The sequence below is a fragment of the Pseudomonas sp. BRG-100 genome (assembly GCF_000737955.1).
Taxonomy (GTDB): Bacteria; Pseudomonadota; Gammaproteobacteria; order Pseudomonadales; family Pseudomonadaceae; genus Aquipseudomonas; species Aquipseudomonas synxantha_A.
Window position 1 is genome coordinate 1,187,953 of sequence record NZ_JPRX01000001.1, and the last position, 18,615, is coordinate 1,206,567.

The 18,615-nt window shown below is 60.3% G+C and carries 17 protein-coding genes; 10 read left to right on the forward strand and 7 right to left on the reverse strand.

All coding sequences use genetic code 11. From position 1 onward, the window contains the following. Positions 1 to 2 precede the first annotated feature (2 nt). The gene (locus JH25_RS22155) at positions 3 to 542 is read left to right on the forward strand and encodes a TetR/AcrR family transcriptional regulator (RefSeq protein ID WP_032877039.1); all 540 of its coding nucleotides are present in this window, start codon (positions 3 to 5) and stop codon (positions 540 to 542) included. A gap of 146 nt (positions 543 to 688) precedes the next feature. On the opposite strand, the gene JH25_RS22150 is transcribed toward JH25_RS22155, so the two are convergent. From JH25_RS22150 to JH25_RS22135, 4 genes are all read right to left on the reverse strand, one after another. Then, positions 689 to 1,468: an ABC transporter permease gene (locus JH25_RS22150; RefSeq protein WP_005786689.1), complete on the reverse strand. Its 780-nt coding sequence runs from the start codon at positions 1,466 to 1,468 to the stop codon at positions 689 to 691. After that, positions 1,465 to 2,397, reverse strand: coding sequence for an ABC transporter ATP-binding protein (locus JH25_RS22145; RefSeq protein ID WP_032877040.1), 933 nt, complete (start codon positions 2,395 to 2,397; stop codon positions 1,465 to 1,467). The genes JH25_RS22150 and JH25_RS22145 overlap by 4 nt, the downstream gene beginning before the upstream one ends. A gap of 135 nt (positions 2,398 to 2,532) precedes the next feature. Beyond that, on the reverse strand, positions 2,533 to 3,150 hold the full coding sequence (locus JH25_RS22140) for a glutathione S-transferase family protein (RefSeq protein ID WP_032877041.1): 618 nt from the start codon (positions 3,148 to 3,150) through the stop codon (positions 2,533 to 2,535). Positions 3,151 to 3,206: 56 nt separating this feature from the next. Further along, the gene (locus JH25_RS22135; protein ID WP_032877042.1) at positions 3,207 to 3,866 is read right to left on the reverse strand and encodes a transglutaminase-like domain-containing protein; all 660 of its coding nucleotides are present in this window, start codon (positions 3,864 to 3,866) and stop codon (positions 3,207 to 3,209) included. A gap of 191 nt (positions 3,867 to 4,057) precedes the next feature. On the opposite strand from JH25_RS22135, the gene JH25_RS22130 reads away from it, so the two are divergent. Together JH25_RS22130 and JH25_RS22125 are read left to right on the forward strand one after the other, a co-directional pair. Then, entirely contained in the window at positions 4,058 to 6,505 is a 2,448-nt protein-coding gene (locus JH25_RS22130) for an acyl-CoA dehydrogenase (RefSeq protein WP_032877043.1), read from the forward strand. Between the two features lie 75 nt (positions 6,506 to 6,580). Beyond that, complete coding sequence (locus tag JH25_RS22125; RefSeq protein WP_003190109.1) at positions 6,581 to 6,988, forward strand: PA2817 family protein; 408 nt, start codon at positions 6,581 to 6,583, stop codon at positions 6,986 to 6,988. A 60-nt stretch (positions 6,989 to 7,048) separates the two neighbouring features. Here JH25_RS22125 and JH25_RS0126905 read toward each other — a convergent pair whose 3' ends face one another. Beyond that, positions 7,049 to 8,023, reverse strand: a complete 975-nt coding sequence (locus JH25_RS0126905; protein ID WP_050549327.1) for a LysR family transcriptional regulator — start codon at positions 8,021 to 8,023, stop codon at positions 7,049 to 7,051. Between the two features lie 89 nt (positions 8,024 to 8,112). Here JH25_RS0126905 and JH25_RS22120 point away from each other — a divergent pair, with 89 nt between their 5' ends. Next, on the forward strand, positions 8,113 to 8,793 hold the full coding sequence (locus JH25_RS22120; protein ID WP_032877045.1) for a serine-tRNA(Ala) deacylase AlaX: 681 nt from the start codon (positions 8,113 to 8,115) through the stop codon (positions 8,791 to 8,793). Between the two features lie 65 nt (positions 8,794 to 8,858). On the opposite strand, the gene JH25_RS22115 is transcribed toward JH25_RS22120, so the two are convergent. Then, on the reverse strand, positions 8,859 to 10,433 hold the full coding sequence (locus tag JH25_RS22115) for an alkaline phosphatase D family protein (protein WP_032877046.1): 1,575 nt from the start codon (positions 10,431 to 10,433) through the stop codon (positions 8,859 to 8,861). Next, positions 10,430 to 10,552: a hypothetical protein gene (locus tag JH25_RS29190; RefSeq protein WP_256858632.1), complete on the reverse strand. Its 123-nt coding sequence runs from the start codon at positions 10,550 to 10,552 to the stop codon at positions 10,430 to 10,432. Before JH25_RS29190 ends, JH25_RS22115 begins: the two co-directional genes overlap by 4 nt. Positions 10,553 to 10,742: 190 nt before the next feature. Between JH25_RS29190 and JH25_RS22110 the strand changes: the two genes are divergently transcribed. The 6 genes from JH25_RS22110 (at position 10,743) to JH25_RS22085 (ending at position 17,969) form a co-directional block, all read left to right on the forward strand. Then, positions 10,743 to 11,150, forward strand: a complete 408-nt coding sequence (locus JH25_RS22110; protein WP_005786670.1) for an ExbD/TolR family protein — start codon at positions 10,743 to 10,745, stop codon at positions 11,148 to 11,150. Between the two features lie 2 nt (positions 11,151 to 11,152). After that, on the forward strand, positions 11,153 to 11,878 hold the full coding sequence (locus tag JH25_RS22105) for an energy transducer TonB family protein (protein ID WP_032877047.1): 726 nt from the start codon (positions 11,153 to 11,155) through the stop codon (positions 11,876 to 11,878). A 24-nt stretch (positions 11,879 to 11,902) separates the two neighbouring features. After that, positions 11,903 to 14,188, forward strand: coding sequence for a TonB-dependent receptor (locus JH25_RS22100; protein ID WP_032877048.1), 2,286 nt, complete (start codon positions 11,903 to 11,905; stop codon positions 14,186 to 14,188). Between the two features lie 24 nt (positions 14,189 to 14,212). Next, positions 14,213 to 14,860, forward strand: a complete 648-nt coding sequence (locus JH25_RS22095; protein WP_005786664.1) for a MotA/TolQ/ExbB proton channel family protein — start codon at positions 14,213 to 14,215, stop codon at positions 14,858 to 14,860. A gap of 56 nt (positions 14,861 to 14,916) precedes the next feature. Next, a complete protein-coding gene (locus JH25_RS22090) occupies positions 14,917 to 16,134 on the forward strand; it encodes a phospholipase D-like domain-containing protein (protein ID WP_032877049.1) in 1,218 nt (405 codons plus the stop codon). Positions 16,135 to 16,229: 95 nt separating this feature from the next. Then, positions 16,230 to 17,969: a dipeptidase gene (locus tag JH25_RS22085; RefSeq protein ID WP_032877050.1), complete on the forward strand. Its 1,740-nt coding sequence runs from the start codon at positions 16,230 to 16,232 to the stop codon at positions 17,967 to 17,969. The last annotated feature ends 646 nt before the right edge of the window (positions 17,970 to 18,615 follow it).

Genomic DNA, 18,615 nt, shown 5'->3' on the forward strand with positions numbered 1-18,615 from the left:
CCATGGCAATCAAAGAAGGCCTCCGCCCGGGGGGCCGTAGTGCCCGGGTACAAGAATCCGTCCACAGGGCGGTGCGCCAATTGCTGGAAACCCATGAGCGTTCCGGTGTCACCGTGCCAATGATTGCGGCGTGCGCAGGCGTCACGCCGTCGACCATTTACCGGCGCTGGGGCGACCTGTCAGTACTGCTCGCCGACGTCGCCCTGGCACGTATGCGCCCCGATACCGAACCGGCCAACACCGGTAGCCTGCGCGGCGACCTGCAAGCCTGGGCTGAGCAATATCTGGATGAGATGAGTTCGGACGTTGGGCGCAATATGATGCGCGACGTGCAAAGCAGCCCGACGCCGGGGTATTGCGTGAGCATCCTGAGCGGGCAGTTGCAGGTGATGGTTGATCGCTATCCGCTATCAGCGCCACCGAGCGTCGACCGGCTGATCAACCTGCTCGCGGCGCCGACGGTGTTTCGTATTCTGTTTTCGGCCCAGCCTTTGGCGGTTGAAGAACTGCATGCCCTGATAGAGCTGGCCCTGAAAAACTAAAAACCTACACAAACCAAATGTGGGAGGGGACTTGCTCCCGATAGCGATCTCTCAGTCACTGCATGTGTGACTGAACCACTGCTATCGGGAGCAAGTCGAATCGTCGCACCGCCCCTCCAACATTTTTACTGCATTAAGCTCAGTACTTATGTACGCATCCCGCGCCCACTCACCAGCAGCCGCGCACAACCGATATACAGCACCACGGTCGCCACGATCATAAAGGTGATCGCTACGCTGATCTTGATATCCGACACGCCCAGAATGCCGTAGCGGAAGGCGTTGACCATATGCAGCACCGGGTTGGCCAGCGACACGGTCTGCCAGAACGGCGGCAGCAAGGTAATGGAATAAAACACCCCGCCCAGGTAGGTCAGCGGCGTCAGCACGAACGTCGGGATGATCGAAATATCATCGAAGTTGCGCGCGAACACGGCGTTGATAAAGCCCAGCAGCGAGAAAATCGTCGCCGTGAGCACCACCACCAGAATGGTGACCCCAAGGTGATGCACTTGCAGGTGGGTAAAGAACAGTGACAGCAGCGTCACGATCACCCCGACCATCAGGCCACGCAGCACACCGCCCAGCGTATAGCCGATCAGGATGGTGTGCGGTGACACCGGCGAGACCATGAGTTCTTCGATGGAGCGCTGGAACTTGCTGCCGAAGAAACTGGAGACCACGTTGCCGTAGGAGTTGGTGATCACCGACATCATGATCAGGCCCGGCACGATGTACTCCATGTAGGTGAAACCACCCATGTCGCCAATCTGCCGGCCAATCAGGTTACCGAAGATCACAAAGTACAGAACCATGGTGATCGCCGGCGGCAGCAGGGTCTGCGGCCAGATCCGGGTAAAGCGTTTCACTTCGCGATAAACGATGGTTTGCAGCGCGACAAGGTTGGGTTGCAGTTCGGAACTCATACCGCCACCTTCGCCAGATTTTTCTCCACCAGGGACACAAACAACTCCTCAAGGCGATTGGTTTTGTTACGCAGGCTCAACACTTCGATGTTCTGAGTCGCCAGCTGGGTGAACAGCGCGGTGATGCCCATGGCTTTGTCCACCTGCACCTCCAGGGTGTGGCTATCTACCAGGCGGCTTGGGTAACCCAGCAGGTGCGGCGCCACCGACAGATTGTTCTTCAGGTCGAGCAGGAAGGTTTCCACATGCAACTGGCCCAGCAGGTTGCGCATGCTGGTGTTCTCGACAATGGTGCCGTGGTCGATGATGCCGATGTTGCGGCACAACTGCTCAGCCTCTTCCAGGTAATGGGTGGTGAGGATGATGGTGATGCCTTTCTCGTTCAGCTCGGTGAGGAAGGTCCACATCGAGCGACGCAGTTCGATGTCCACGCCTGCAGTGGGTTCGTCGAGGATCAGCAGGCGCGGCTCATGCACCAGCGCACGGGCGATCATCAGGCGCCGCTTCATGCCGCCGGACAACGAGCGCGAAGGCACATCGCGCTTGTCCCACAGGCCCAGTTGGGTCAGGTACTGCTCGGCGCGTTCCTTGGCGATTTTCGCCGGGATGCCGTAATAGCCAGCCTGGGTCACAACAATGTCGAAGGTCTTTTCGAACTGGTTGAAATTGAATTCCTGGGGCACCACACCGATGGAGCGCTTGAGCGCCGCCGGGGACTTGTCCAAGTCGTGGCCGAAGATGTTCACCGTGCCGCTGGTCTTGTTGACCAGGGTGGAGAGAATGCCGATGGTGGTGGATTTGCCGGCGCCGTTGGGGCCGAGCAAGGCGAAGAAATCACCTTCGGCGACGTCCAGATCAATACCACTCAGGGCCTGGAAACCGTTGCCGTAGGTTTTGGTTAGCTGCCGGATGGACAGAGCGGAACTCATATCGGAATACGCACCAAAGAAGGGAATAGAAAGAATAGATGAGGGCACAGCGCAGGTAGTTCAACCGACGATGCAATGCAGGCATGGTGCTTGCCCATGCCGCACAAGTACAGTCACCCGTATTAATAGTGTGTATTAAGTCAACGCGGTCATCACCGCTTTGCGATACGCCGGGCGCTGTTGCAGGCGCTGGTACCAGGCCTCCAGATGGGGCATTGCCGGCCGCTCGATGGGCATCTCGAACCAGGCATAGATGAAGCAACCCAGAGGGATATCACCCATGCCGAACGCCTGACCGGACAGGTAGGGTTGCTCGGCAAGGGCCTGGTCGACGGTTTTGAGCGCGTCGATACAGGCTTGGCGCCCGGCATTGATACTGTCCCAGTTTTGCCTGTCAGCCGGGGTGCGCACGATCCCCCAGAACACCGCCTTGAACGGGTCGGCGAGCGTGGAGGTGGTCCAGTCCATCCACTTTTCGGCATTGGCCCGGGCTTGCAGGTCGCATGGGTAGAAGTCCGATGCCTGTTTGGCGCACAGGTAGCGCACGATGGTGTTGGATTCCCACAGCACAAAATCGCCATCTTCGATCATCGGCACCCGGCCATTGGGGTTCAGGGCCCGATATTGCGGGGTGTCGACCACACCAAAAGCCCCGCCCGCATCAATTGCCTCATAGTCCAGGCCGAGTTCCTCGGCGCACCACAGTGCTTTCCTGACGTTTGATGAATTTTTACGACCCCAGATTTTCAGCATGACCGCGCCTTATTGTGGATGAACTTGGCTGGATGAAGGCAGCAGCATACGCCGGATCAGCCACGGCTTAAATCGTCCTGCAGATCGCCCAGCAGGGTCGGTGCATTGTCGGCAAACAAGTGCGGGTAACACTGGCGGATATGCGCGAAAAAGAATGCCTCGGGGACGTCAACAAATTGCCCGTGATCCGTCACATATTCCATTGAGCGACGGCCCTGGCGATTGAACGCATGGAAGACACTGTCATGCAAGCCATCGAATTCCAGTGGCGGCACATCAAACACGTCGCACAGTTGCTGATTGAACGCCGCAGTCGCTTTGACCCAGCGGCCGTTCAGGTACAACTCGGTATAACCGTGCATGGCGAACACGTCACTTTTGAGCAGGGCAAGCAGGCGCGGTGTGGACAGGTGGTTGCGCACGTCTGCCAAGCCAATGCGCGCGGGGATGCCACAGTGACGGGCGCAGGCGGCCAGCAAGGTGGCCTTGGGCACGCAATAGCTTTCGCCGGCAGCCAGTGCGAAGCTGGCATTCAATGTGTTGGGGTCGCGGCTGAAGGTGTAGGGGTTGTAGCGAATCGCCTCACGTACGGCGTAATAAAGACTGACTGCCTGGTCACTTAAATCCGTGCGGGTTCCGCGATGTTTTTCGGCGAACTCCACCACCGCAGGGTGGTCACTATCGATGAAGCGGCTGGGACTCAAGTACGCATTCATAAGCTTGATCTCCGAAGTGAGCCTGGAGTTTAACGACAGGCCTGCCACAGAGATAACGACGATTACGCCAAATGTCGGCGCCTGCTGATGGGTATCCCCAGTACAACTTGTAACACCCTGATCACCCGGCTTGTTCGGATGCGGACTAAGCTCCCTGGTGGTTTCGCCCCTGGTTTCACGGAGGATTGCATATGCTGTTGTTGTGGATACTGGTGCTGGTGGTCGGCATTGCCTACCTGGCACACCGCCGAACTGCCCCCCTGCCCGCCCTGGGCGTGGTCGCCGTCTACCTGCTGGCGATGGGCGCCTGGAGCCACGCGCCGGGCTGGCTGCTGCTGATCTTCTGGGTGCTCATCGCCGTGGTGGCCGCGCCGTTGCTGCTGCCTGACCTGCGCCGCCAATACTTCACCAAGCCGCTGTTCAGCTGGTTTCAGAAAGTACTGCCACCGATGTCCGAGACCGAACGCGATGCGATCGATGCCGGCACCGTCTGGTGGGACGGCGAACTGTTCAGCGGGCGCCCCGACTGGGATAAATTGCTGGCCTACCCCAAGGTTCAATTGACCGAAGAAGAACAGGCGTTCATCGACGGCCCCACCGAAGAACTCTGCGCCATGGTCAGCGACTGGGAGATCGGTCAAGCCATGGACCTGCCGCCAGCGGCCTGGGAGCACATCAAGACCCACGGTTTCTTCGCCCTGATCATTCCCAAGGAGTATGGCGGCAAGGGCTTCTCTGCCTATGCGCACTCTCAGGTTGCGATGAAGCTTGCGACCCGCAGCGGTGACCTTGCGTCCACCGTGATGGTCCCCAACTCCCTGGGCCCGGCCGAGTTGCTGCTGCACTACGGCACCGAAGAACAACGCAACCACTACCTTCCGCGCCTGGCGCGTGGCGACGACATCCCGTGCTTCGCCCTCACCGGCCCGCTGGCCGGTTCCGATGCAGGCGCCATGCCCGACACCGGGGTGATCTGCAAAGGCGAATGGCAAGGCAAGGAAACCCTCGGCCTGCGTCTGAACTGGGAAAAACGCTACATCACCCTTGGCCCGGTCGCGACCTTGCTCGGCCTGGCGTTCAAGGCTCATGACCCAGACCACCTGCTGGGCGAAGAAGAAGACCTGGGCATCAGCCTCGCGCTGATTCCAACCGATACGCCCGGCGTAGAAATAGGCCGTCGTCACCTGCCCCTCGGCGCTGCCTTCATGAACGGCCCCAACTCCGGCAAGGACGTGTTCATTCCCCTGGAATACCTGATCGGTGGCCAGGAAATGCTCGGCAAAGGCTGGATGATGCTGATGAACTGCCTGTCGGTAGGCCGCTCGATCTCCCTGCCTGCCGTCGGCACCGGTGCCGCCAAGTTCACCAGCCTGGTGACCGGGCAATACGCGCAGGTGCGCGAGCAGTTCAATGTGCCACTGTCAGCCTTCGAAGGTATCCAGGAAGCCCTGGCGCGCATCGGCGGCAATGCCTGGCTGATGGACAGCGCGCGTATGCTCACCGCCAATGCCGTTGACCTGGGGGAGAAGCCCTCGGTGTTGTCGGCGATCCTCAAATATCACCTCACCGAGCGTGGCCGCGAGTGCATCAGCCACGCCATGGATGTGCACGGTGGCAAGGGCATCATCATGGGGCCTAACAACTACCTGGGCCGCAGCTGGCAAGGTGCGCCGATCTTCATCACCGTGGAAGGCGCGAATATTCTCTCGCGCAACCTGATGATCTTCGGCCAGGGTGCAATTCGCTGCCATCCTTTCGTGCTCAAGGAGATGGCCCTGGCCGGTCGCGAAGACCATGACCAGGCGTTGAAAGAGTTCGACGGCCTGCTAATGCAACACATCGGTTTTGCCGTGAGCAACGCCGCCAGCACCCTGGTGCTGAACCTGGGCTTCGGCCATTTCGAAAAAGCCCCCGGCAACCGTTTGAGCCAGGGCTACTTCCGCGCCCTGAACCGCCAGGCGGCTGCATTTGCCCTGCTGGCCGACCTGAGCATGATGCTGCTGGGTGGTGAGCTCAAGCGCCGCGAACGCCTGTCCGCCCGCCTGGGTGATGTACTGAGCCATATGTACCTGGCGTCCGCAGCGCTCAAGCGTTATCACGACCTGGATTCGCCAGACCATCTGGAGCCGCTGTTTGCCTGGGCCATGGAAGAGAGCCTGGGTGAATCGGAACGCGCACTGGATGAACTGCTGAGCAACTTCCCGAACAAGGTACTCGGCTGCCTGCTGCGGGTGATCGTATTCCCGTTCGGGCGTCGGCATACCGGGCCCTCCGATGCACTGGATGCCGAAGTGGCGGCGGTAATCGGTCGTGCCAAGGGCGACCCGACCCTGGAAGAACTGCTAGCCGGGTGCTATCGACCGCAAGCGGCGGAAGATCCAGTAGGCGCTCTGCAACATGCCTACGATTTGCTCGGCGCCAGCCATCCGTTGCAGAAAAAACTGCATACCGCGCTTAAAAGCGGGCAGGTCAAACCGACTGCCGGTGAGTCTGCCATCGATGCCGCCTTGCATGCCGGCGTGCTGCAACCAGGTGAAGCGCAAACCCTGCGCGATGCCGAAGCGGCACGGCGCAAGGTGATTGACGTGGATGATTTCAGCAAGGAAGAGCTGATGCAGGTTGAGGGTAAAGTCCGCTGATACCGGCGGTCATATAAAAACGGGCGCGAGAGGCATATACTCTCGCGCCCGTTTTTGCTTTAGAGGACTTATCTCGTGTCCAACGTCGTTGCCGATCATCTCGTCTTGCTCGACCACTTGCGCAGCATCCTGGTTGCCGTCGGCGAAGCCGAACAGGTACCCGAGGAAAGCCACTCGCTGTTCCTGGAGCGTTTCGACGAACTGCGCGCCCTGTTGCCGATCGATCCGATCGAAAGCCAGTACCTGGGCCAGGACCTGATGAGCCAGGTCATCCTGCGCTACCCGCAAATCGCCCACTTGGTGCCACGCGACCTGCTGTGGTTCTTTGGCGGCGACTGCCTGCACTTCATGCCCGACGAAGAACTGGACCTGTACCAGGCCCTGGAAGAACGTCGCTATGAGGCCGAACAGAACGACGAACCGTTCGACTGGAACCAGGAAAAGCAACTGCTGGCCATGCCCCAGGACCAGAGCAAGCACTGACTTTTCAAGCACTGAGATTCAAATGTGGGCGGGGGCTTGCCCCCGATAGCAGTGGGTCAGTCAATGTAAAGGTGACTGACAGACCGCTATCGGGGGCAAGCCCCCTCCCACATTTAGCTTTGGCTCCTTGGCCATGCACTCCACCAGATAATCGATAAACACCCGCAACTTCGGCGGCAAGTACCGCGTTGGCGAATGCAGCAACCACGCCTCGCCATGGTAAGACGCAATAAAGTCCCACGCTGGCAACACTTGCACCAACTGGCCCGCCGCCAACGCATGCCGCGCCGTGAAATACGGCAAGCTGCCAATCCCCACATGCTGCAATACCGCATCCAACCGCACCCCAGTGTGGTTCGCTGCATAACGCCCGCGTACGCCAACCGTCACCGCCTTGCCGGCCTGGCGAAATTTCCAACGTGAATCGCCGGGCGTTTCCCCCAGGTAAATGCAACTGTGCTCGAGCAAATCATGAGGATGGCTTGGGGTGCCATGCTCGGCCAGGTACTGCGGCGTCGCGCACAGCAGGTGTTCGATGGGCAATAGCTGGCGCCCGACCAGGCCGGGAGGTGGACTGTCAGTGATACGAATGCTCAAGTCGACATTGTCGTCGATCAGGTCCACATGCCGATCTTCAAGGATCAATTGCACATCCACCTTGGGGTAGCGCCGCAGAAATTCCGGCATATGCGGATGCACCACGAACCGCCCCACCGCCTTGGGCACGCTGACCCGTACCAGGCCCTCGGCTTCATCGGTGAACTGGCCGCTGATTTCCATCACCGAGCGGGCCGCGCTGACCATCTCCTGGCAACGCTTGAACACCTCTTCACCGCCCTCGCTCAGGCGCAGTTTGCGCGTTGTGCGTTGCAGCAAGCGCGTGGCCAGGGCTTGCTCCAGGCGTGAAATGCTGCGGCTCACCGCCGAGGGGGAGACGCTCAGTTGCCGCGCCGCTTCGGAGAAGCTGCCGGTTTCCACGACCTTGACGAAAATCGCCATTTCACCCAACAACGGCAAAGGAAGATTGATGCTCATGACGCACAGGTCCATTGATAATTGAGCGGATTATCACTCATCTGCGCACTATTTATACTGCCCACAGAACCCTGATGCGGATGTAGACCATGACCGAGCGCCTGTTTTTTACCCATGACCACCTGACAGCCGAGCTGGAAGTGCTCAGTTGCACCCCGCACGAAGAGCAATTCGCCGTGATTGCGCAGTCGACGATTTTTCATCCCCAAGGCGGCGGCCAGCCGTTCGACACCGGCTGGCTCGGCGATAGCCAGGTACTGCGGGTCGTGCAGGAAACCGAACAGGTGGTGCATTACGTCGACCGGCCTCTGGAACCTGGACCGGTCATTGCACGAGTCGACGCACAGCGTCGAGCCTTGCACAGCCGCCTGCATTCGGCGGGCCATTTGATCGGCAACGCCGGCGAACGTCTGGGCTGGATGCCGATCAAGGCCCACCACTGGCCGGGCGAAGGCAAGATCACCTTTATCCGTGGCCAAAGCGCGCAAGACATGGATGCGCAAACGCTCCAGCAATGGGTCAACCAATGGATCGCCGCTGACTATCCACGGCATATGACGCTGGATGAAGGCACCCGCGAAGTCGGCTTCGGTGAATTGCCGGCTTACGCCTGTGGCGGCACTCATGTGCAAGCGTTGAGCGAGCTGGGCCAGGTGACGATCCTGGCGCTATCGGAGAAAAAGGGCGCATTGTCGGTGCGCTATGAAATTGAAACTAATGTGGGAGGGGGCTTGCTCCCGATAGCGGTGTGTCAGTCAGCTTACCTGTAACTGATCCACCGCTATCGGGAGCAAGCCCCCTCCCACAGTGGACCGATGCGCCACAGAGAAATAGGCTAGACGGCAATCGCCCCTGCCCTGCCCGGCTCGACCACGAACGACTTCAACGTCGACACCGTCGCCGCCGGGTCACGCGGGTCACTGATCGCCCGAAAATTCGTCAACATGCTATCGGCCGCCAACTCCACCGACACATACCCGCGCTGGCGGCTGTCGAAGAACTTCACATGGGGGTTAAGCGGCATGATCTTCATGAACGCGTCATAGGGCGGGCCGTCAGAGGTCACCGACGAGCCAACGAACTCGGTGGCAACCACCGCCGAGTCCGGATTGTCGGCGTTAGCATGCAGGTCAGTGGCCCAGAACGAATGAATGTCCCCGCCCCAGAACACCGGGTTCTTCACGCGATTGCGCACAATCGACGCCAGCATCCGTGAGCGGTTAGCCATGTAGCCATCCCACCCATCGGTCCAGCGCCCCGGCTTGTGGTTGGTGAGATCGCGCTGGATCAGCGGCGCCACCAGCAAATCCTGGGCGATCACATTCCAATGCGCCTTCGACTGGGCAAAACCCTGGTCCAGCCAGGCTTCTTGTTGCCAGCCGAGCAACGTGCGGGCGGGGTCGCGCAAGTTGCTGCAAGGGGTGGTGACAACATGCCCCTGGTGGCTGCCATTGGCTGCGATGCACGGTTGCTCGGAACGATACTGACGCCCGTCGAGCACATGGAAACGTACAAGCCGACCGTAGTCCAGACGTCGATAAATACGCATGTCCGCGCCCTTGGGCACGCTACTGGCGCGCAAGGGCATGTGTTCGTAAAACGCCTGGTAAGCCGCCGCCCGTTGCTGGAGAAACTGCGCCACCGCAACCTTGGGATCCTGGGACCAGCGGTTGGCATAGTCATTCTGCACTTCATGATCGTCCCAGGTCGCCACGCTGGGTGCGGCGGCGTGCAGGGCTTGCAGGTCCGGATCGGTCTTGTACAACGCGTAGCGGTTGCGATAGTCGCTCAGGCTTTGCGCATTGCCACTGCCGTGGGCACGAAAAACCTTGCCCGAATCCGCCGCGTAGGAGCTGTCATAGATATAGTCGCCGAGGAAAAACACCAGGTCGGGCTGCTCCGCGGCAAGGTGTCGGTAGGCGCTGAAGTAACCGCGCTCCCAGTGCGAGCACGACACAAACCCCAGCCGGGCCGATGCCATGGCCTGCAGCGGCGGCATCGTGCGGGACTGGCCCACCGGGCTCTGCGCACCGAGCCCTTCAAACTGGTACCAATACGGCCGATCCGCCGCCAGCCCCGCCACTTCGACATGCACTGCGTGAGCGAAACGCTGCGTCGCCAGCACCTCCCCCTGCCTAACAATACGCGTCATCGCCGCATCGCTGGCCACCCGCCAACGCACTGGCACTGAGCGACTCAGGCCGCCACGGCCATCCGCGGCGTTGAACAACGGCGCCAGGCGCGTCCATATCACAAAGCCATCCGGCAACGGGTCGCCGGAAGCCACGCCGAGGGTGAACGGATAATCCACCCCGGCACTGCGCGCAAACGGGCTGAGGATCGAAAACGCGGTAGCGACCGCCAGCCCGCCAAGTATCCGGCGCCGGTTGTGGTCTACCCCGCCGCTCACAGACAGCGCTCCCAGTCGTCACGCACGGCGGCAAGGGTAAAAAGCACCTCGGTCTGACGCATTTCAAGCGCTCGTAACAGCAGGCGTGCGTTAGTCAATTGAGGCAATGCTGTGTCCATGGAAGCTGGCTCTCAAGATAAATTTCTCAAGCATGTACGCCCCGAGTGTCAGTTTCATTACGTGCCAAAACTGACCGGTAAGTTTTCTGAAAGACCCGTCCTAGAGCCTTTAAACCGTCAATTAAAGTTAACCATTCGGTCATTTTTGCTTGCTAGCGTGTTGCCCCTAATTCAATAACGGGGTAACGGAATGAGAACCTGGGACGAACCCAAGAAACGCAAGGCGCACATCGAACTGATCCCGATGATCGACGTGATGATGTTCCTGCTGGTGTTTTTCGTACTGGTGAGCCTGAACGTGATTCCCGCGCTCGGCATGAAGACCCAATTGCCCAGCGCCAGCAGCTCGCAGCAGCTCAAACCGCAAAACAAATTCATCCTTACCCTGGGCCTGGAAGGCCAGTTGCAACTGGACGGCAAGGACCTGACGGTGGATGCCCTGGTGCCGGCCTTGAAGGCGGCCGAGAAGCCCGACACCAAGTCGACGATCATCGTCAACAGCGACAAAGGCGTAGAGGTTTCGCGCCTGGTGGAAGTGATGGACACCCTGCGCCTGGGTGGCTTCACCTCCGTGTCCATTGCTACGCGTAAGTCTTGATCATGTACGTTCTGTTTCGTGCGCGTCAGCTGCTGGGCAGTGTCCCGGCCCTGATCGCCCTGGTGCTGATTGCACTGGGTATCCAGTCCCAGACCTTGAAGGTCGAGCCGGTGTATGACGAGTCGGCGGTCGAATTGGCCTTGGTCGAGCCGGAACCGGAAGTCATACCGGAACCGGTGGTGGAACAAGAACCGCCACCGCCGGTAATAGAAGAGGAAGAGGCCGCGCCGGCGCCACCGCCACCGCCCAAGCCGCTGCCTAAACCCGAACCCAAACCCAAGCCAAAACCTGTGCCCAAGCCGGCGCCCGTGGTCGCCAAGCCCGCGCCAACGCCGCCACCGGTGGCCGCCAAGCCAGCCCCGGTCGCCGTCGCCCAAACGGCACCGACGCCCGCCCCACCGGCGCCACCGAAGGTCGACGGCCAGGCCCTGGAAGGCGGTTACCTCAAAGGCTTGCGCAACGAGTTGGACACCTACAAGCAGTACCCCACCGGGCGCCAGGCGTCGCTCGAACGCCCCAGCGGCGAGGTGGTGGTGTGGTTGCTGGTGGACCGCCAGGGCCGTGTGCTCGATTCCGGCTTGCAGACTCAGGCCTCAAGCATGTTGCTCAACCGGGCCGCCACCAACAGCTTGCGTCGCATCAAGCAAGTCAAACCGTTCCCCGAACAAGCCTTCGGGGGCCGCAATGAGCAGCGCTTCACCGCCACCTTCAACTACAGCGTGCAATAAGCACCCGACATCAGGACGACAGTGATGAAGTTCACCCGCATTCATCTGGCACTCGTTGCCGCGACCAGCATGAGCCAGGGACTGGTCATGGCAGAGACCAGCGACAGTGATGTCGGCACCATTGGGGTACAAGGCAAGGCGAGCGCAGGGGGCGGTTACATGGTCCCGGAAGAAAGCATCAAGGGCCGCTCCACGGTGACCAAGGAAGCACTGGACAAGCAGGCAGCAACAGGCAATGCCATCGATAAGCTCAAGTACACCCCAGGCTTGAACATCTCCAGTGAAGACAACACCGGCCTCTCGGGTTTTCGCTTCACCATGCGCGGCATGAACTCCGACCAGGTGGGCATGTCGGTGGACGGCATGCCGATCAACGACTCCGGCAACTACGCGCTGTACTCCAACCTGCTGGGCGACCCGGAAAACATCGACCAGATCTTCGTCACCCAGGGTGCTTCGGAATCCGACGGCCCGCACATTGGTTCCAGCGGCGGCAACATCGGAATCGTGACCATTCGCCCGACCAAGGAAACCGGCGCGTTCGTCAAACAGGTGGTCGGCAGCAACGCCACGCGCAAGACCTTCGCCCGCCTCAATACCGGTGAAATCAACGGCCTGAGCAACTGGTTGTCGGTGTCCCATACCGAAGGGGAAATGTGGCGTGGCTCAGGCGCGGTGCGTGCGGACAAGGTGGAGTGGAACAGCTTCTTCGACGCCGGCAACGGCAACACCGCCAACCTGATCCTCAAGTACCACGAGCAGGACAACAACAGTTACAGCCAGTTGACCAAGGCGCAGTTCCAGCAGAACGGCCGCAAGTACGATCCCTACCCGGCCACGCCGAGCGTGGGCAGCAACGGCAAGTACAACAGCTACTACGCCCTGGCGCAGAACCCGTTCCAGACCTTCACCGCCGTGCTCAACACCCAGTTCAAACTGGCCGACAACCTGGCGCTGTCGGTGATCCCGTATTACTACTGGGGCAACGGCAGCGGCGTCGGCTCGTCCGCCTATGCGCTCAACCGTGGCTCCAACCAGGGTGGCGTGTTCGACCTCGGCAACCTGCCCACCGCCGCCCAGTACAACGCCGATGGCACACCGAACAGCGGCGTGTACTACCGCCCCTCACGCACGCAAACCTGGCGGCCGGGCATCACCACCAAACTGACCTGGGACCTGGGCGACCACAGCCTGCAATTCGGCTACTGGTACGAGCGCGCACGCCAGAGCCAGACCCAGCCGTTTATTCCCCTAAAGAGCAACGGCAAGCCAGTGGATACCTGGCCGGATTCCAACAGTGCCATCGTCGATGCCAACGGCAACCAGGTCCAGGGGCGCGACCGCTTCACCGTGACCCCGGCGCAAAAGGTCTGGGCCCAGGACACCTGGTACATCAACCCGGATTGGACCTTCATCGCCGGCCTGGCCTACATGAACGTCGAGCGTGAAGGCACCAACCATGGCAGCCTTAACGAACGCCCGGAAAAACGTAACCAGACCTACAACAAACTGCTGCCCAACGCCGGCCTGAAATACCAGCTGGACGAGCGTGACCAGTTGTTCTACAGCCTGTCGCGCAACATGCGGGTACCGCAGAACTACGTGCTCTACGACAAAGGCGCCGGCTCGATCGACGCCGAACCGGAAACCAGCTGGAACCATGAACTGGGCTGGCGCTACAGCGGCGACGACATGACCCTGGCCGCCACCCTGTTCTACATGGACTTCAAGAACCGCCAGGTTTCGTCCCGGGACATCAACGGCGACTTTGCCGACATCAACGCGGGCTCCGTGGTCAACAAAGGCCTGGAGCTGGAATGGAGTGGCCAGTTGCCCCACCACTTCAACTACTACACCTCCTACACCTACACCAAGGCCGAGCAGCAGGATGACCTGACCGTCTACAACGCCGGCAAGCCCATCGTGCTGCCCACCAGCGGCAAGCAGTTCGCCAACGTGCCCAAGAACATGCTGGCGGCCAACATTGGTTACGACGACGGGCGCTTCTACGGCACCTTCGGCGGCAAGTACACCAGCAAGCTCTATGGCGACCTGACCAACGACGAAGCCATTTCCGGACGCACCGTGTTCAATCTTGGCGCCGGTATCTACCTGCCGGTGGACAAGAAAGTCGTCAAGGACGCGACCCTGCGCCTGAACGTCGACAACCTGTTCGACAAGAAGTACCTGGACGGCGTGTACACCACCAAGACCAACGCGGCCAGCTACAGCGGTTTTCGCGATGGCGACCCGGCCTACATCGTTGGCCTGGACCGCACCGTAACGGTTTCGCTGGAAGCGAATTTCTAAGACTGACCCAAGAGGAACACCAGCATGGATATGAACCTGCTCCACGACGTCACCTTCTATGTGATGTACGCGGCGATGGCCATTGCGATCTTCATCGCCATCGAACGCGGCATCTACTTTGCCTACGTGCGCCGCCAGGCTCGGGCGTTGATCGACGCCCTCGGCGCCCCCGTGCACAGCGAGCGTGACCTGCCGGAAAACCTGAGCCGTCGCGACAGCCTGCCGCTGAACATGATCCTGCCGGTGCTGGCGCAGAAAGCATCCAACGGTTCACGCAAGGACCTGGACGACGAAATCGACACCCAATACCTCAAGACCCGTGCCCCGCTGGCCCGCAGCCTGTGGATCATCGAGACGATCACCACCGCCGCCCCGCTGCTGGGCTTGCTGGGCACCATCCTCGGCATTATCGACACCTTCAAGGCGCTGGCCACGGCGGGTGTTTCCGACCCAGGGCAGATTTCCGGTGGTATCGGCACGGCCTTGTTCGCCACCGGGCTGGGTATTGCCATCGCGCTGTTCTGCGTGGTGTTCCACAACTTTTTCCAGGACAGTCTGGAACGCATCAACGACCAGTTGAAGATCCTGTTGATCCGCGCGGCCAGCGGAGCCCGCGTACAAGGCGAAGTACCGCACCTTGTACCAACCTCCTTGCACAGCCGCACAGCGTGACCCGTCGGGCGGGCGCGTAATACGCCCGCCCCTTTGTTTTGTCCGATGAGACGCCTATGTCCCTTTCGATGAAGTTGCGTATCGCCAGCCTCGCCGGCGTGTTGCTCAGTCCGCTGGCCCAGGCGGACTTTTCCATTCCGGGGTTTGAGCTGGTGCACACCGTGCCGGTGGATACCGCCCTGGTCACCGCCGATTTGCGCCAGACTGGCCCGGTATGGATCGAGCTGTTCGACAGTGCGAAGAGCCGCATTGATATCGGCCAGTTCTACGCCGTCGACCATCCCGGCTCGGTGATGAACACGGTCATCGAACGCCTTGAGGCTGCCGGCAAGCGCGGCGTGAAAATTCGTTTTTTGCTGGAAGAAAAAGGCCTCAGGCTGTCGGAAGCTGCCACCCTGGAACGCCTGCGTGCGATCCCCAACCTGACCTTGCGGGTGCTGCCCTACGGGCAACTGAGCGGCGGCATCATCCACGCCAAATACCTGCTGGTGGATGGCACGCAGGCGTTTATCGGCAGCCAGAATTTCGACTGGCGCTCCCTGGAACATATCCACGAAACCGGGCTGCGCATCAGTGACGCAGCCGTCGTGGGCCAAGTGCAGGCGATCTTCGATCAAGACTGGCAAGCCCAGGCTGCGCTCGCCGATAAACAACCGGTACCGCTGCCCGCCCCCGGCCAAGTTCCCTTGCGTACCGGCAACTACCTGGTGGCCAGCCCGCAACGCTACAACCCGCCAGGCGTAGGCGACTCACAGCTGGAACTGCCACGCCTGCTGGGCGAAGCCAAAAAAGAAGTGCGTGTGCAATTGCTCGATTACGCGCCACTGTCCTACGGGCCTGATCGAACCCGCCCGTACTACGCGGTGATCGACAACGCCGTGCGTGCCGCTGCTGCCCGTGGGGTGTCGATCAAACTGATGGTGTCCAACTGGAACACCGATAAGCTGGAACTGCCCTACCTCAAGAGCCTGGCGGTATTGCCCAACGTCGAAATCAAGATCGTCACCCTGCCCGAAGCCAAGCAAGGTTTTATCCCTTATGCCCGAGTGATCCACAGCAAGACCATGGAGATCGACGGGCAAGTGGCGTGGATCGGCACCAGCAACTGGTTGGGCGGTTACCTGGATAACTCGCGCAATCTGGAGGTGGTGATGCGCAGTGAAGCGATGGCCAGGCGTGTAGGGCAATTGCATGAGCAACTGTGGGACGGGCCCTACGCCAGAGCCTTGAGCGTGACGGATGAATACCCTGAGCCCCATCCTGGCAAGCATTGACCTTGGGCACCTGAGTAGTGGTAGTGTGTGGAAATGTTTCCGACTTGCCTGTCAGAAACACCCTACTCACTACCTGCAAAGGAATGCCTTAAACAATGCACTTTCCACTCAAGCAATTGGCCGTTGCCACCCTGTTCGCGGCTAGCCTTTCGGCACTCTCAACCCCCGCTTTCGCCAACATCAGCGCAGACCAAAGCGCGGCGATTGTGAAGAGCTTCGGCGAGACATCGGTCACCGATTTCCGCAGCTTCCTCGGCAACCTGGCCAAGGGCGAGCTGGGTAAATCGGCTGACGTCGGCCCGGCTATCAGCGCCTTTCTCGACAACAAAACCCTGAACGCCGAGCAACAGAACGAGATCAATCGCCTGCTCGGTATCTACACCCGTGTGAAGTACGGCAAGGCTGCCCTGGAAACCTTGCGCGAACTGGTGGAGATTCCGACCTTCAACGTAGACGGGCTGCCACAGTACAAAAACCCGGAATTCCTCAAGATCGCCGACAAGATCCAGGCCCTGGCCAAATCCTTCAACCTGAACTTCCGTAATGTCGATAACCGTGTGTACGAAATCTCCCTGGAAGGCAGCGGTGATGAAGTCGTCGGCGTACATGCCCATGCCGATGTGGTGCCGGTCACGCCGGAAAACTGGGTGCTGCAAGATGGCACCAAGCTCGACCCGTTCAAGGTCACGCTGATCGGCGACCGCATGTATGGCCGTGGGACCGAAGATGACAAGAACGGCATCGTCGTGGCGATGTATGCCATGAAGGTGATCAAGGAAGAAAAACTGCCGCTGGCGCGCACGTTCAAGCTGCTGGTGGACACCACCGAAGAAACCGCCGGTGACGCGATTCCCTACTACTTCGAACGCAACCCCGTGCCGCAATACAACCTGGCGCTGGATGGCGGCTACCCGGTGGTGATCGCCGAGAAAGGCTCGGGCACAGTCATGGCGACCTTCCCGGTGCGCAAAGGCGAAGGCACAGGCGCGGAAATCATCGCAATGACCGGCGGCAAGGCCACCAACCAGATTCCATCGGTGTCGGTCGCCACGCTGGTCAGCGATAAGCCTGCTGAGTTAGCGGCCAGCCTGCAGCAGGCCGGTAATGATTATGCCAAGCGCAACGGCGGCAATTTCCAGGTCAGCGCCAAGGTCGATGGCAAGGACGTCAAACTCACTGTCACCGGCGTATCCGCCCACTCCTCCGAACCCGAAACCGGGGTCAACCCGGTGGCTCGTATGCTGGAACTGATCCACGGCGTCGACGGCAAGATTGCCCTCAAGCACAACCACATCACTGATGCGGCGCGTTATGCAGCGGACAACTGGGGCCTGGATTACCTGGGCGGCAAATTGGGCGTGGGCTTCGCCGATGACTTCATGGGGCCGTTGACCACCTCGCCGACCTTTGTCGGCCTGGATGACAAAGCCTTCAAGCTGGCGGTGAACCTGCGGGCGCCGAAGGGTAAAACTCCGGAGGCACTCAAGGCACAGATCGAACAGAAACTGAATGCCTGGAACCAGCAAGCCAAGGTCAACGTGAGCTTCGCCTATTCGCTGGATACACCGATGTACCGCAACCCTGAAGGTGAGTGGGTCAAAGCCTTGCTGGCGGTCGCCACGGAAAACCTGGGCATGCCGCACAAGTTCGGCACCTCGGCCGGTGCAACCTCGGTGCACGACTTGCCCAACGGGGTGCAATTTGGCCTGGCCCGTCCGGAAGAGAAGTACACCGGGCACACCGACAGTGAGTTCAAAACGGTTGAGCAGTTCCTGCTGGACCTGCAGATCGTCACTGAAATGATGGGCCGCGTCGGGCAGTTGCCGAAGCTCTGACCCATGCTCATCGCCTGAACCACCGCTTTCGCAGCCTCGCTAAAGCTCGACAGCTCCCACAGGGGATCGGCAGTGCTGGGTTGATCTCGGTTGGCAGGGCCATCGCGCCAAGCACAACTCCCGACAACAACACCGCCCAAATGTGGGAGCTGTCGAGCCCCGGCGAGGCTGCGATGGCGGCGGCACAGGCAACATTTTCATCGCCTGAATCACCGCTTTCGCAGCCTCGCTGAAGCTCGACAACTCCCACAGGGGATTGGTGGTGTTGGGTTGATCTCGGTTGGCAGGGCCATCGCGCCAAGCACAACTCCCGACAACAACACCGCCCAAATGTGGGAGCTGTCGGGCCCCGGCGAGGCTGCGATGGCGGCGGCACAGGCAACATTTTCATCGCCTGAATCACCGCTTTCGCAGCCTCGCTGAAGCTCGACAGCTCCCACAGGGGATCGGCGGTGTTGGGTTGATCTCGTTTGGCAGCACCATCGCGCCAAGCACAACTCCCGACAACAACACCGCACAAATGTGGGAGCTGTCGAGCCCCGGCGAGGCTGCGATGGCGGCGGCACAGGCAACATTTTCATCGCCTGAATCACCGCTTTCGCAGCCTCGCTGAAGCTCGACAACTCCCACAGGGGATCGGCAGTGC